Origin of the sequence: Acrocarpospora pleiomorpha (genome assembly GCF_009687885.1) — a bacterium.
Lineage (GTDB): Bacteria > Actinomycetota > Actinomycetes > Streptosporangiales > Streptosporangiaceae > Acrocarpospora > Acrocarpospora pleiomorpha.
Genome location: NZ_BLAF01000010.1, coordinates 24,493 through 37,896 on the forward strand (window position 1 = coordinate 24,493; position 13,404 = coordinate 37,896).

A 13,404-nucleotide genomic window follows, 5' to 3' on the forward strand; every position below is an offset into this window, starting at 1 on the left:
CTCAGTCGTCGTCGGTGACGACCAGACGGGCGAAGCCGTCCCCGATGGTCGCGTTCGCCGAGACGCCCGCGATCACCTGGTAGGACTGGGCGGCGGTCGCCTTGACCGTGTTGCCGGCCAGCGGCACGGTGAAGACGCCGCCGGTCTGCCCGGCCGGGATCGTCACGGTGGCCGCGACCTGCGTGATGACCGGGCCGGTCCCGGTGGCGAGCGCCTGGACGGTCACCGTCACCGGAGCGTCCGACGGCCGGGACAGGGTCACCGGGATCCGCGCCTCGCCGGGACCGTTCCCTTCCAGGACGGTCAGGTCGCCGACCGACACCTGCGGCAGGTCGGCGATGCTCTCCTCGCCGATCCGGAACCGGGTGAAGGACAGGTCCGCCAGGTAGACGCCGCCGGTGTCGGATGCCCCGGCGAGGGTCACCTCCTTGATGTCCTTCTTGTCGATGCCGCTGAGGCCGGCCAGCGGCATGCGCACGGTCCGCAGCCAGGTCTTCGGCAGCGGCGAGGTGACGCCGGGCAGCGCGGTCAGCGCTGGGCTGAGCGACGACACCGGCACGGTGACGCTGCGGTCGCGCCCGTCGACGAGCGTGATGGTCATGTCGAGCGGGGCGGACGCCGCGACGTTCTCGTCCCGGGCGACCCGGAAGGTGAGCAGTTCCGCCCTGGAGACGTTCCGCGACGCGAGGGGCACGGTCAGCTTTCCGGACGTGTCCTGCCAGGCGAACCGCAGCACCGAGGTGGCGACGGCGTTCGGCAGGTAGGTCGCGGGCGTCCAGGACGGCGCCTGCGAGGTGGTCAGCCTGGTCGCGCAGGACGGCAGCCCGCTCTGCGGCGACCGGTCGAGCATGCTCGCGCACAGCGTGCCGGTGGCCGCGCCCGACACCAGGGCCGGGGAGGACCCGGCGAAGGTCGCCACGTCGATCCGGCTGGCGGCCGGAGTCTGGGCGACGGTGTGCACGATGGCGCGGCCGGTGGAGGCGACGGTCTTGCCACTGCCGTCGAACAGCGGCAGCAGCGCGGTCTCCTGGCCCTGGACCAGCCGGAAGAACCCGGCGATGAGGGCGGTGCCGACGGCGTACTGCTCGGTCGCGCTCAGCCGGGACTCGGCCCGGTTGCCGCAGACCGGGTCGTTGTTGTTCGACCAGTCGTCGGAGGCCGGCGCGGTCGCCACGCCGGGCGTCCACTCGGTGTTGAAGAAGTTGTGGTCGGTGCCCATCACCATCAGCGCCGACCGGAACGCGGTGTCGTGGGGGACTGCGTACAGCGAGTCGTCGTAGAAGTGCTGGCCCTGCTGGTTGGAGACGTCGCCGTCGCAGTACGGCAGGATCGTCGCGGTCGGGATGCCCGGCAGGGAGGCGCGGGCGAAGTCGGTCGGCGCGAGCGGCAGCACCGCGCGGATGCCGTACGGCTTGGCCCGGCCGGAGTTCACGAGCACGGCCTTGGCGACGCCCTCGCCGCCGCGCGAGTGTCCCATCAGGCCGACGTTGTCCAGGTCGATCCGGCCCCTGAACAACGACACCAGCCGGGGGTCGCCCTTGCCCTTCTCGGCGGCGTCGAGCAGGTCGAGGTGGCGCATGACGACCTCGCTGCGGGCCAGCGCGCCCCGGTCCTCGGAGAAGTTGGCGTCGAAGGCGTTGACGGCGTTTGCGCTCACCGACACGACCGCGTAGCCGTGGCTGGCCAGCGCGTCGGCCGGGCCCTGGTAGCCCTTGAAGCTCTCGATCGGCTGCTGCCCGGCCGGGCACGGCCAGGCGTTGTTGCTGGTCCGCCGGGTGATCGCGTCGTAGCAGGCCGAGTGCCTGCCGTGCAGGAAGATCACCAGCGGGCGGCGCCCGGTCGCGCCCTTCGGCAGGTAGACCTCGGCGCGCAGCTCGCCCAGCCGGTCACCGAGCCCCGCCAGGCTGATCGCGGTGTCGCCCAGGTCGTAGGTGCTCTCCTCGACCTCGTACGGCCCGGGCACGCCCGGATCGGTGGCGATCGTCGACGGTTGCGGGTCGGCCGGCGGGATGTAGACCGCCTTGGCGGTGGCCCTGGATTCGACGGCGCCGTTCCAGGCGACCTGGACGCTCCTGGCCTCGCCCGCCCGCGGGTCGGAGGTCAGCAGGGTGAGCGTCCGGCCCTCGTCGCTCTCGGTCGCGTAGCCGAGCGACTGCCCGTTGACCGCCAGTTCCGGCGCGGCGTCCCGCACCGGTAACGGTTCATCCAGGCGTAACGTCACCTGATATCCGCCGTCGACGGGCACTACCGACCAGGTGTCCGCGGCCGCGGGAAGGGGGAGCGACACGGCCCCCGCCACCACCGCGACCATTACGGCGGCCAGACCACGCCACAGCGCAGCCCTAGAAAGCCTCATAACGTTCCTTTCGTGCACGCAAGCCACATAAAGCTCACGAAACGCACTAAGTAGAACGTTCCTATTTTGTCACTGCATTAACTCGCGTTGCAGCCGCGTTAAAACCCGCGGTTCGTGGCCGGGGCACGGCGGGCGCGTGCGGTCCAGCGCCCGTCCTGGCGGCGCACTTCGATCGGATGGTCGAAGGCGGTGGAGACGTTCTCGGTCGTGATGACCGTTCCAGCGGGCCCGGCCGCGATCAGGCGACCTCCTGCCAGCAGCGCGGCGTGGGTGGTCGTGCGGGGTAGCTCTTCAAGGTGATGGGTCACCAGGACCGACGTGACGTCCGGGTGGGTCTCGCCGAGGAGGTCGATGGTTTCGAGGAGGTGTTCGCGGGCGGCGACGTCCAGTCCGGTGGCCGGCTCGTCCAGCAGCAGGAGGCGAGGGGCGCAGGCCAGGGCGCGGGCGATGAGAGTCCGGCCGCGCTCACCCTGCGACAGGGTGGGCCAGCGTTCGCCGGCCATGCGGAGGAGGCCGAGGGTGCCGAGAAGGGCGTCGACTCGGTCCAGCTCGTCGGGCCGGGGCTCCCAGCGGAGTGGTGTTTCGATGGTGCCGGTGATCCCGTCGCCGCGCCGCTCACGCGAACGCCCGTTTCAGGGCCGTCAGGTGGGACCGGCTGAACTCGCTCGCCGCCCGGGAGTCGCGAGCGGAGATCGCCGTCACCAGGTCCGCGTGCGCGGCGTGGTCGGCTTCCGGCGAGGCGAGCGGGCGTATCTTGAGCATGTCGGTCATCGCTCGGCGGACCCTGGGCACGAAGGTGTCGAATATCTCGACGAGCACGTCATTGTGGGCCGCGACGATCACGACGCGGTGGAAGGCCATGTCCGCGTCGACATGCTCCTCGACATTTCGCCCGGTCCCCGCGCGCCCCGCGAGCGCGCGCCTGATCGCCCGCAGGTCGGCGGGCGTACGGCGCTCGGCCGCCAGCGCCGCGGCCTCCGCCTCGATGGCGATCCTGGCCTCGAGAACGGAGACCACCGAGGCGCGCCTGAGGATCGCGTCCCAGTCTTCGGTGACATCGACCGCCGTGACGAAGACACCCGCCCCCTGCCGGGAGTCGAGCACGCCCTTGCCGGCGAGTTCCCGGATGGCCTCACGCAGCGTCGACCGCCCTACTCCCAGCTGCGCCGAGAGCGTGGTCTCACCGGGAAGCCGGTGCCCCAGGGGCCACTCGCCGGAACGGATGCGCGCCAGCAGAACATCCGCGGTCTGCGCCGCCAGTGGGTGCCGCTGCACGGGTGAGGACATCCGCCGCCTCCGTGTTTATCAGGCAGAAGTCGCCCGAGCTCTTCAGCTTGTCTGAGGAGTTGTGCTACCTTACCGCAGCCTCGGATCCTCATGTCTTGGCGGGCCGGTGAAACAGCGCCAAGGAGGACGTTGTCACGGTACTAACTCGCGCTAAATTAGCGCCTGTCCCGGTTCGTGGCCGGGGCACAAAGCTGGCGCAGCCGTCGCTGGTCGTGGTGGAGGGGGAGAACGATAGCGGCCTCGGAGTCGGTCGGTCCGCTGCGGCGCGAGCCTGGCTTCGGTGTCTTCTGGGCCGCGCAGACGCTCTCCGTGGCGGGCGACTCGTTCGCCCTCATCGCGGTTCCCTTGCTGATCCTGCACGCGACCGGATCTGTCGCCCAGATGGGCTTGCTGACCGGCGTGTCCGGCGTGGCCTCGGTCACGGCCGGGGTGTTCGCGGGCGTCCTGGTGGACCGGTTCGACCGGCGTACCCTGCTCATCGTCTGCGACCTCGTGCGGTTCGTCCTGTACGCGGTGATCCCGCTGGCCTGGCTGGCCGGTCCCCGGATCTGGCTGCTGTACGTGGTGCTCCCGCTGGCCTCGGCGGTTGGCATGGTCTTCCAGGTGGCGTATGTGACCGCCGTACGCGGCCTGGTCGGGGACGAGAAGGTCACCGAGGCCAACGGCAAGCTCTACTCGACCGCCGCGGCGGCGGGCATCCTCGGCCCGATGCTGGCCGGAGCGGTGGCGGGCTGGGTCGGGCTGACCGCGGCGATCGCGATCAACGCGGTCAGCTTCGCCGTGTCGGCGATCGGGATCTCCCTGATCCGGCTGTCCAGGCACGCGCCCGCCCCGGCGGCGGAACGCGACCGGCCGTGGCGCGAACTCGTGGCCGGCGCCGTGTTCCTATGGCGGCAGCCTGTGCTGCGGGTCCTGACCATCCTGCTGTCGGTGTTCATCTTCATGACGCTCGGCCTCACCGACATCGTGATTTATCGCCTCAAGCACGACCTGGAACAGCCGGACAGTGTCGTCGGCGTGGTCCTTGGCGTGGGCGCGGTCGGCACCATGCTCGGCGCCCTCGTGGTCGCACGCGTACGCCGGAAACTGGGCTTCGGCCCCGCGTGGATCGGCGCGCACGCCATCGCCGGACTGGCCATCGTCGGAATCGGGTTCGCCGGTTCGGTGTGGGGCGTGGCCGCCATCATGGCCTGCTACCTGGCGTGCGTGAGCGTGGCGGGCATCTGCTCGATGTCCCTGCGCCAGCAGGTGACCCCCGACCACCTGCTCGGCCGGGTCACCTCGGCGTTCTGGACCATCCACTTCGCGCTGGGCCCGGTCGGCGCCGCCGCGCTCACCTGGGGCGCCGCCCGCTTCGGCAGCACCCCGGTGTTCGTCTTCGCCGGCGCCGGCTGCCTGCTGCTCGCCGTCATCGCCCTCGCCACGCCCGTACGGCAACGCCATCCGGAGCGGCCGGTCTGACGGCGGCGCCTGAAGCTCCCCTTGCCGCGGCCTGAGGCGCTCATGTCTTGGCAGGTCAGCAGCATGACGTCCCCGCGTAAAACCAAGGGACTCTCTATGGATTCGGCCAAATAGTGTGGTCACATGCGGCAGTGGACCAGGCGCGAAGACGAGCGGCTGCTGACCGGTAGCGGACGGTATGTCGCCGATTTGGTGGTGCCGGGGTGCCTGGACGCCGTGTTCGTGCGCAGCGGGGTCGCGCACGGCGTGCTGAGCGCGCTGGACTGCTCCGAAGCCCGCCGGGTGGCGGGTGTGGTGGGGGCCTGGTCCGCCGCGGATTTCCCGGGGCCCGCCGGCCTGCGGGTGCCGTACACGCGGTCCGCCGGGTTGTCGGCGGAGGAGGCGGTGGCGGGACGGGAGTGGCCGGCGCTGGTCGAGGAGCGGGTGCGGTATCCGGGCGAGGCCGTCGCGGTGGTCGTCGGGGAGGACCGCTACCGGGCGGAGGACGGGGCGGCCGAGGTCGCGTTCCAGGTCGACCCGCTGCCCGCCGTGGTGACGCCGCGGGCCGCCGCGGATGACTTGGTGCAACTGTTCGACGGGCTGAGCAATGTGGCGTTCCAGGGCGCGGCGGGGGAGCCGATCGAGGAGGCGGTGTGGCGGCGAGCGGCGGCGGTGGTGGAGGCCGAGTACCGGCAGCAACTGCTGATGCCCACGCCGATGGAGTGCCGGACCATCCTCGCCGTGCCCGGCGGGGACCGGCTGACGGTGTGGTCGGGGCATCAGGCGCCTCACCGGCTGCGCGGGGAACTGGCCGCCCTGCTGGGATGGCCGGTCGACCGGATCCGGGTCGTGGCGCCGGACACGGGGGGCGCGTTCGGGTCCAAGAGCGCGATCTTCCCCGAGTACGTGGTGGTGGTCCTCCTGGCGGTGATTCTCGGACGGCCGGTGCGGTGGATCGAGGACCGCATGGAGTCGATGCTGACCGCCACCCGGGGGCGCGGCCAGGACCAGCGGGTCCGCCTCGCCGCCGACGCCGACGGGCGGCTGCTCGCGTACGAGCTGACCATCGACGCCGACGTGGGCGCCTACCCGCACCTGGGGGTGGGCCTGCCGATGCAGACCGCCCGGATGGCGACGGGGCCGTACCGCACGCCGCGGGTGTACGCCACCGTCCGCTCGGTGCTCACCAACACGATGGTGACCTACCCGTATCGGGGGGCGGGCCGGCCGGAGGCGACGATCGCGCTGGAGCGGTCGATGGACGCCCTGGCCCTGCGCCTGCGCATCGACCCGGCGGAGCTGCGGCGGCGTAATTTCCTCCCGCCTGAGAGCTTTCCGTACCGTACGCCCACCGGGCGGGTGTACGACAGCGGCGACTACGGCGCGGCGCTCGACCTGGCGCTGGAGACCCTTGGCTATGCGGGCTGGCGGGCCGAGCAGGCCCGGCGCCGCGGCGACCCATCGGCGCTGCCGCTGGGCATCGGGCTGTCCTGTTACGTGGAACGGTCCGGCGGCGAGCCGGGCGGGCTGCACGAGTTCGCGGGTGTCGAGGCGCGGGAGGACGGCACGATCATCGCCCGGTGCGGGTCGGCTTCCAGCGGCCAGGGCCACGAGACGACCTTCTCGGCGCTGGTCGCCGAGGCGCTCGGGGTGGATCAGGTACGGGTGAAACTGGTGGAAGGGGACACGGACGAGCTGCCCGGCGGTGTCGGCTCCTTCGCCAGCCGGTCGGCGCAGGTGGGCGGTGCGGCGCTGCGGCAGGCGTGCGACCTGCTCGTCCAGGAGGCCCGGGCCCGCGCGGCCGGGCTGTGGGGGCTGCCCGTGGCGGAGGTGGCCTGGTCCGGGGGAGCGGTGTCGCCCGCGCGCGGCGGGGCGGCCATGGGTCTGGGCGAACTGGTGAAGGCCACAGGGCCGCTGCGGGTGGAGGACAGGTTCGAGTCGGACATGGGGTTCCCGTTCGGCGCCCATGCCGCGGTGGCCGAGGTCGACCCGGAGCTGGGCACGGTGCGCGTGCTGCGACTGGTAGCGGTGGACGACTGCGGGGTCGTGCTCAACCCGATGATCGTCAAGGGGCAGGCGTTCGGGTCGGCCGTCCAGGGCATCGGGCAGGCGCTGTACGAGGGCATCCCGTTCGACGACGACGGTTTGCCGCGGCTGGCCAACGGGCTGCTGGACTATCTGGTGCCGACCGCCGCCGAGATCCCGCCGATCACGGTCAAGGACACGTGCACGCCGAGCCCGGGGACGCCGCTGGGCGCCAAGGGGGCGGGGGAGTCGGGATGCATCGGCACCCCGGCGGCGATCGTCAACGCCGTGGCCGACGCGCTGCGGCTCGCCGACCCCGGCCTGCTGCGGATGCCGCTCACTCCCGACGTGGTCTGGCGGGCGGCCCGGCTGTGAAGCCCGCCGGTTTCGAGTACGTAGTGCCCCGGACGGTGCCGGAGGCGCTGGCCGCCCTCGCCGACACCGGGCGCGACGTCAGGGTGCTGGCCGGTGGGCAGAGCCTCCTGCTGGAGATGCGCCTGCAACGCCTGCGCCCCGACCTGCTGGTCGACATCAACCGGATCGCCGGACTTGACCGGGTGGGCGTGGACGACGGCATGGTCGAGGTCGGCGCGCTGGTCCGCCACGAGGTCTTCGACTCGCCGCGGGCCGTGCCGGGACCGCTCGGCACGCTGCTCTCGCTCGCCGCCCCGAACATCGCGCATCCGCCGATCCGCGCCCTCGGCACCATGGTGGGCAGCCTGGCCTGGGCCCACCCCGCATCAGAGTGGTGCGCCATCGCCGCCGCCCTGGACGCCGTGATCAGTTTGCGGGGTCCCGAGGGCGCCCGCGAGGTCCCGGCCCATGACTGGTTCCGCGGTCCGTTCACGACCGCGCGCCGACCTGGCGAGCTTCTCGTCTCGGTACGGCTTCCGCTGCTCGGCGAGGGCACTGGGGTGGGTTTCATCGAACACCGGCGTACACATTTCAGCTTTGCCCAGGTGGGAGTGGCCGCCGCGCTGACCGTACACGACGGGGTGATCGTCGAGGCGCGGATCGGGCTGGCCAACTGCGCCGATCGGCCGGTGCGGGCGCGCGCGGCCGAACAGGTGCTCGTCGGAGCCGATGTCGGCGGTGACTCGTTCGCCCGCGCGGGCCGCGTCGCGGCGGATGAGGACGCCGCTCCGCTGGCCGAGCCGTACGCCGATGTGGAGTACCGGCGGCACGCGGTCGCGGTGTTGGTCGGCAGGACGCTGCGGCAAGCGGCGGAAGGAGCCCGGCAATGAAGATTACGCTCACGGTCAACGGCGACATCTACCCGCTGGAGGTCGAGCCGCGGCGCGTCCTGGCCGACGTGCTGCGCGAGGACTGCCGGCTGACGGGCACGCACCTGGGCTGCGAGCACGGCGTCTGCGGGGCCTGCACGGTCCTGGTGGACGGCAGGGCCGTCCGCTCGTGCCTCATGCTCGCGGTGCAATGCGACAGCAGGTCGGTGCGTACCGTCGAAGGTCTGCGCGGACCCGTCGGCGAACCCCATCCGCTGCAGCGGGCCTTCTCCGCCGAGCACGCCCTGCAGTGCGGTTTCTGCACACCGGGCTTCCTGATGGTCGCGGCGGGCGCCCTGGAGTCCGACCCCACGATCGCCGAGGATCCAGATCGGGTCCGCGCCCTCGTCGAGTCCAACATCTGCCGCTGCACCGGCTACGAACCCATCCGGCGCGCGATCATGCGAGCTGAATACATCAAATAGTCGCATCATGCCCCCGGCCTTCGTACGCCGGTCTGGAGCTCCAGGGCGGCGTCGCACCCGGCCACGGGCCTCAGGTGACGGCGTCGTTCCAGTGAGCGGTCCATGCGCCCGGCTTGACGACGATGGGCGCGGACGGCTGTGCGGGCCAGATCTGCAGGTAGTGGTGGTTGCCGTCGAAATCCGGCCGCTCCATGAGCGTGCTCCAGATGTGGTAGCGCAGCCGGTGAACGCCCGGACCGGCGGGTAGCGGGGGAAGGCGGCGCACCGCCGCGTCGTCCCAGTCCATGCGCCATCCGATCAGGAGGACCTCGCCGGTTGGTGACATGAAGTCGATCTCCACGATCTCCTCGTACCCGTCGAGGTCGGCGCCCGGGTCGTGGTCGGCGACGGTCACCGTGAAGGGGAGGCCGTCGGCGCCCTGGTAAATGATCGACAGTTCGGCCACGGCCTGCCGCACCTGGACGAGCGCGACGGACTGCTCCACCTCGCCCGCCTCGTCGCCGTCCCCGTCGATCAGGAAGACAGTGCTGCAGTCCTCGACGTCCACTTCCACCTGGACGGTCTCCGCATAGGGGTTCATGGCGGCGAGCGTAGAGCCCGCCACCGACAAACCGGCCGGCTCAGTGGACCGTCAGTGCTCCGGTGCGGCAGCGCCGTACACGATGGCGTGCACGACGGCCTGGACGACGTTTCTGGTGACGCTCGCGGGCGGAGCGGTGACCAGGGTGAACAGCGCGCCGCCGTAGAGGGTGATCAGGGCGGGAATGCTCTCGCGCGGGATGGCGAGGCCAAGCTGGTCGTGGTGTCCGGCGGTGAATTGCGTCGATGTGTCCTGCAGGCCTGCGAGGGCTGAGGCCAGCACCGGTCGTCGCACCGCCTCCAGTTGGAGTTCGAAGATCGCCAGATAGCGGTTACGCCACGTGGTGGCCGCGGCGAGCAGCGATTCCGTCAGTAGATCGACGAATTGCACGCTCTCGGTTGTTTTGTGTTGCTCGGCGGCCTGGTCCATGTCGGCATGATGCAGCTCGACGATGCGCTCCGCGGCGGCCACCAGTAGCGCTTCCCGGCTGCGGAAGTAGTTCGAGGCCGTGCCCCGCGGGAGTCCGGCTTCCTTCTCCACCGCGAGGTGGGTCAATCCATGCACTCCTGCCGTTGCCAGGAGTGCGATGGCGGCATCGGTCAAGGCCCGGCGGCGGGCTTGGTTGGTCGGCGGCACGCGGCTATGCTATGCCAATATTCGTACTAGTACGATCGTAGTGATTGGAGCTCTCGTGAGAGTTGTAGTGGTCGGTGCCGGTCTGGGTGGAGTGGCGGCCGCGGTGGGGCTGCATCGTTCGGGTCACGAGGTGATGCTCTGCGAACGGGGCGCCGAGCTTCGGGAGGCGGGCACCGGGGTCGTGGTCATGCCCAATGGGGTCCGGGCGTTGGCCGCGCTGGGGCTGGCCGACTACGTTCGGGGGCAGGCCACGCCTGCCGTCAGCGGGGGATTGCGGGACTGGCGGGGGCGGGCGCTGCTGGTCACCGACGCGGTCCAGGCGCAGCGGGAGGTCGGGGCGACGGTCGTCGTCGACCGGGCGGAGCTGCACCGGGCGGAGCTGCACCGGGCGATCCGCGCTCCACTGCCCGCCGGGCTCGTACGAACCGGGACGCCGATCGAGCGCCTGGAGCCCGACCCAACCGGGGTGACGGTGATCAGCGACGGCCATTCCCTCACGAGGGCGGACGCCGTGATCGTGGCCGACGGGATCGGCAGCGGGCTGCGCGGTCAGCTTTTCCCCGGCCATCCCGGGTTGCGGCGGATCGGCCGGATGGACCTGCGCGGCCTGCTGCCCGATCCACCGGGCCTGGACGTGACCGGCCTGCTGGCCAGCATCATGATCGACCGCCGCAGCGGGGCGATGTTCGGCCTGTTCCCCGTCGGCGAGAAGGGTCTGTACTGGTTCACCGACTCCCCGCTACGCGCGGCACCGCCAGGGCCGGAGGAGGCGCGCCGGCAGATGTTGTCCCTGATGGCCGACTGGCACCCGGCCGTCCCGGCGGTGATCGAGGCCACTCCGCCCGCCGGCATCTACGTCGATCCGATCGCCTGCCTGGCCGTACCGCTCCCTTCGTTCGCGGTCGGCAGGGTCGCGCTCCTCGGCGACGCCGCGCACGCCATGACCCCCGATCTCGGCCAGGGCGCCAGCCAGGCCTTCGAGGACGCGGCCGCGGTCACCCAGCACCTGACCGACGCCGAACCGGCCGATGCCATCCAGCGACTCCTCCATTACGACGCGGAACGCCGGCCCCGCGCCAACCGCCTGATGCTGGCGTCCTCCCGGCAATCGCGACTGACGTCGCAGACCGGCGCCGCGGCATGGCTACGCGACGCCCTGCTGCGCGCGATACCGCCCCGGCTCGCCACCCGGCGACTCGCCGCCATCTGGCACGCCTAGGCGGCGGCTGCTGGGATACGGCCATGCCTCGCCGGAGCCCTTGGTGCGAGCAGCCGATCGGCTTCACGTGCCGCAATGGCCTGGGCGTCTACTCAGGTGCCTCAACGGTCCGGGGCGTGTACTACACCTGTAGTCGCTCAGCGCCCCTGAAGACGCCGCTGCGTTCGGCGTTCCCAGCTGTTGGGGTGGCGGATGACCACGCCCCCGGCGCCGCCGGTGCCGGTAAGGCGGATCAGCGGCGTCCTGGGGAGCCGCTGCGACGTGGTCTTGTCCGTGAAACCACCGAGGCCCGGGTCCATCCCGGCGGTCCCCGCCACCCACCCGTCGGGGATGATGATCGTGACGCCGCCCATCTGCCCGTGCGCTTCTATCTCGATCTCAGGCAGCCGGCATTCGGTCTGGGTGAAATCGAGCTTGGCGGCGGCCATGCCGCCGTACACGGCGATCCGCGCGGGGACCTGCCAGCGTCCGGAACGTGTCGCGCCGTTTATGCCTCCCCTGAGAACCAGTGGCTCCTGATTCACGGGAACTTCCGGCGGCAGATCGGCGGTCAGGGCCGCCAGATCGGCATAAGTCTTGGCGTTCAACGCCAGGTCCAGCCGCACATCCAGCTCGCTGAGGTCGATCCGGCCGTCGGCCGCCGCCGTACTCAGCCGCTCCACCACCGCCTCGCGTTCCTCATGCGAGACGCGCAACTCACCACGGGGGACAGGTTCCGGAAGCCCAGCGGTCATACCTCAATGGTACGGAAATACGCGCCCGCCGACGCACATGGTCCGACCGTGCAGCGGCGGCTGAGGCTACCTTCGAGTCGTGCGCAGGAACCGACCTGCTGATCCTGGGTGCCCACTTCACGGGGATGGGCGCCGGCTACATCGTCGAGGACGGTGACGGCTTCCGTCTGACGGCGGCCAAGCCTGCCTGGCACCAGAGGTTCGGCGGCGCGCCGGAACGTCCGATCTGGCGCGCCGCTCACGGGACGTGGCCGCATCGGGCCTGGCTGGCCGCGCCACCGGTCACGGGACGAGCAGGAGCTTTCCGGTGGTCGCGCGCGACTCGATGTCGGCGTGTGCCTTGGCCGCCGCTGCGAGCGGATAGCGGGCACCGATCCGTACGACCAGCTCACCGCTCTCGACGAGCGCGAACAGTTCGGCCGCGCGAGCCGTCTCCGCGCAGCTGGTGCGACGGTGGCAGGAGTGCGTCCGAGCCGGGATCGAGGCCACGCTAGCGGTCGGTGAGGCCAACCCCGCACTCGACCCGGACCGAACCGCCGCGGCCGTCATCGCCACCATCCAGGGCGGGGTCGCCGTCCTGCTCGCCACAGGTTCCGCGGAGCATCTGGAGGGTGGGCTCAGCCTCTGCCTCGACCACCTGCTGGCCTGAACCCTCGACGCGGCAGGGAACATGGGATGTCCAAACGAGTGCGTTGAATAATTGACGCTAATGTGGTTCGAGGGTAGTGTGCTTCACAGTTCTCAGGGGTAAGCGGTGAGCCCCCGAGAACTGTTGCGTGGACGAAAGCAAGAGCTCATCCGTGGTCGTGGACCGTGCTGCCGCGAGCGGCGCGGGAGCGTGCCACCGGACAAGTCCAGGAGGCCACGGCCGGATCCGTGCTCGTGCTGGAGTCGCTGAATAGGTGACGGAGGACGCAATATGGCGGAAAGATCTCTCGAGGAACGGTTGCGCGCGATCGAGGATCGGGCCGCGATCGTGGATCTGCTGTGCAAGTACGCCGTGAGCATCGATCGACTCCGATGGGACGACTTTTCGTCCTGCTTCGTCGAGACGGTCGAGGTCGATCTCATCCGCACCGATGGGTGGGTGCGGTTTGAGCGGTCCGAGTTGGTGTCGTTGGTGCGGGGGGTCTTCGAGTCCTACAGCGCGACTCAGCACGTGAGCGCCAACCATCAGATCTCGATCGAGGGCGACCGCGCGGTGGCCTGGTCCACGCTCAACGCGACGCACTACCTCAAGGACATGACCGATGGGGAGTTCCACCAGCAGGTGGGCTATTACGAGTACCGGCTCACACGGGATCAGGACTGGCGGATCGCCAAGATCCGCCAGGTTGAGCACTGGCAGCGAGGCAACCAGCAGATCTTCGACAGGACCGTCCGGTGAGGCCACGAGGGCAGGAAAGGCGCCTGGCCGCC

The 13,404-nt window shown here is 70.8% G+C and carries 14 protein-coding genes; 7 read left to right on the top strand and 7 right to left on the bottom strand.

Annotated features, from left to right (window positions below):
- Window position 1 precedes the first annotated feature (1 nt).
- The 3 genes from Aple_RS09685 to Aple_RS09695 all read right to left on the bottom strand — a co-directional run bounded on the left by Aple_RS09685 (window position 2) and on the right by Aple_RS09695 (window position 3,643).
- Complete coding sequence (locus tag Aple_RS09685) at window positions 2-2,356, bottom strand: alpha/beta hydrolase (RefSeq protein WP_155344179.1); 2,355 nt, start codon at window positions 2,354-2,356, stop codon at window positions 2-4.
- A gap of 98 nt (window positions 2,357-2,454) precedes the next feature.
- The gene (locus Aple_RS09690) at window positions 2,455-2,955 is read right to left on the bottom strand and encodes an ATP-binding cassette domain-containing protein (RefSeq protein WP_155344180.1); all 501 of its coding nucleotides are present in this window, start codon (window positions 2,953-2,955) and stop codon (window positions 2,455-2,457) included.
- A 16-nt stretch (window positions 2,956-2,971) separates the two neighbouring features.
- The gene (locus Aple_RS09695; protein WP_155344181.1) at window positions 2,972-3,643 is read right to left on the bottom strand and encodes a FadR/GntR family transcriptional regulator; all 672 of its coding nucleotides are present in this window, start codon (window positions 3,641-3,643) and stop codon (window positions 2,972-2,974) included.
- A 174-nt stretch (window positions 3,644-3,817) separates the two neighbouring features.
- Between Aple_RS09695 and Aple_RS09700 the strand changes: the two genes are divergently transcribed.
- From Aple_RS09700 to Aple_RS09715, 4 genes are all read left to right on the top strand, one after another.
- Window positions 3,818-5,104: an MFS transporter gene (locus Aple_RS09700; RefSeq protein ID WP_218038212.1), complete on the top strand. Its 1,287-nt coding sequence runs from the start codon at window positions 3,818-3,820 to the stop codon at window positions 5,102-5,104.
- A gap of 123 nt (window positions 5,105-5,227) precedes the next feature.
- A complete protein-coding gene (locus Aple_RS09705; protein WP_155344182.1) occupies window positions 5,228-7,483 on the top strand; it encodes a xanthine dehydrogenase family protein molybdopterin-binding subunit in 2,256 nt (751 codons plus the stop codon).
- Window positions 7,480-8,352 carry an FAD binding domain-containing protein gene (locus Aple_RS09710; protein WP_155344183.1) on the top strand — a complete coding sequence of 291 codons (873 nt, stop codon included), beginning with the start codon at window positions 7,480-7,482 and terminating at the stop codon, window positions 8,350-8,352. The genes Aple_RS09705 and Aple_RS09710 overlap by 4 nt, the downstream gene beginning before the upstream one ends.
- Complete coding sequence (locus Aple_RS09715) at window positions 8,349-8,816, top strand: (2Fe-2S)-binding protein (RefSeq protein WP_155344184.1); 468 nt, start codon at window positions 8,349-8,351, stop codon at window positions 8,814-8,816. The genes Aple_RS09710 and Aple_RS09715 overlap by 4 nt, the downstream gene beginning before the upstream one ends.
- A 70-nt stretch (window positions 8,817-8,886) precedes the next feature.
- On the opposite strand, the gene Aple_RS09720 is transcribed toward Aple_RS09715, so the two are convergent.
- Both Aple_RS09720 and Aple_RS09725 read right to left on the bottom strand, forming a co-directional pair.
- Window positions 8,887-9,396 carry a hypothetical protein gene (locus tag Aple_RS09720; RefSeq protein WP_155344185.1) on the bottom strand — a complete coding sequence of 170 codons (510 nt, stop codon included), beginning with the start codon at window positions 9,394-9,396 and terminating at the stop codon, window positions 8,887-8,889.
- Between the two features lie 51 nt (window positions 9,397-9,447).
- Entirely contained in the window at window positions 9,448-10,032 is a 585-nt protein-coding gene (locus Aple_RS09725; protein ID WP_155344186.1) for a TetR/AcrR family transcriptional regulator, read from the bottom strand.
- Window positions 10,033-10,087: 55 nt separating this feature from the next.
- On the opposite strand from Aple_RS09725, the gene Aple_RS09730 reads away from it, so the two are divergent.
- A complete protein-coding gene (locus Aple_RS09730) occupies window positions 10,088-11,251 on the top strand; it encodes an FAD-dependent oxidoreductase (RefSeq protein WP_170321375.1) in 1,164 nt (387 codons plus the stop codon).
- Between the two features lie 137 nt (window positions 11,252-11,388).
- Here the strand turns inward: Aple_RS09730 and Aple_RS09735 are convergent, their stop codons facing one another.
- Both Aple_RS09735 and Aple_RS54330 read right to left on the bottom strand, forming a co-directional pair.
- A complete protein-coding gene (locus Aple_RS09735; protein WP_155344188.1) occupies window positions 11,389-11,985 on the bottom strand; it encodes a DUF1707 SHOCT-like domain-containing protein in 597 nt (198 codons plus the stop codon).
- A gap of 282 nt (window positions 11,986-12,267) precedes the next feature.
- Window positions 12,268-12,474, bottom strand: a complete 207-nt coding sequence (locus Aple_RS54330; RefSeq protein ID WP_246264320.1) for a zinc-binding dehydrogenase — start codon at window positions 12,472-12,474, stop codon at window positions 12,268-12,270.
- On the opposite strand from Aple_RS54330, the gene Aple_RS54335 reads away from it, so the two are divergent.
- A complete protein-coding gene (locus tag Aple_RS54335) occupies window positions 12,431-12,634 on the top strand; it encodes a TetR family transcriptional regulator C-terminal domain-containing protein (RefSeq protein WP_246264346.1) in 204 nt (67 codons plus the stop codon). The genes Aple_RS54330 and Aple_RS54335 overlap by 44 nt on opposite strands.
- A gap of 270 nt (window positions 12,635-12,904) precedes the next feature.
- Entirely contained in the window at window positions 12,905-13,372 is a 468-nt protein-coding gene (locus tag Aple_RS09750; protein ID WP_155344189.1) for a nuclear transport factor 2 family protein, read from the top strand.
- Window positions 13,373-13,404: the final 32 nt, after the last annotated feature.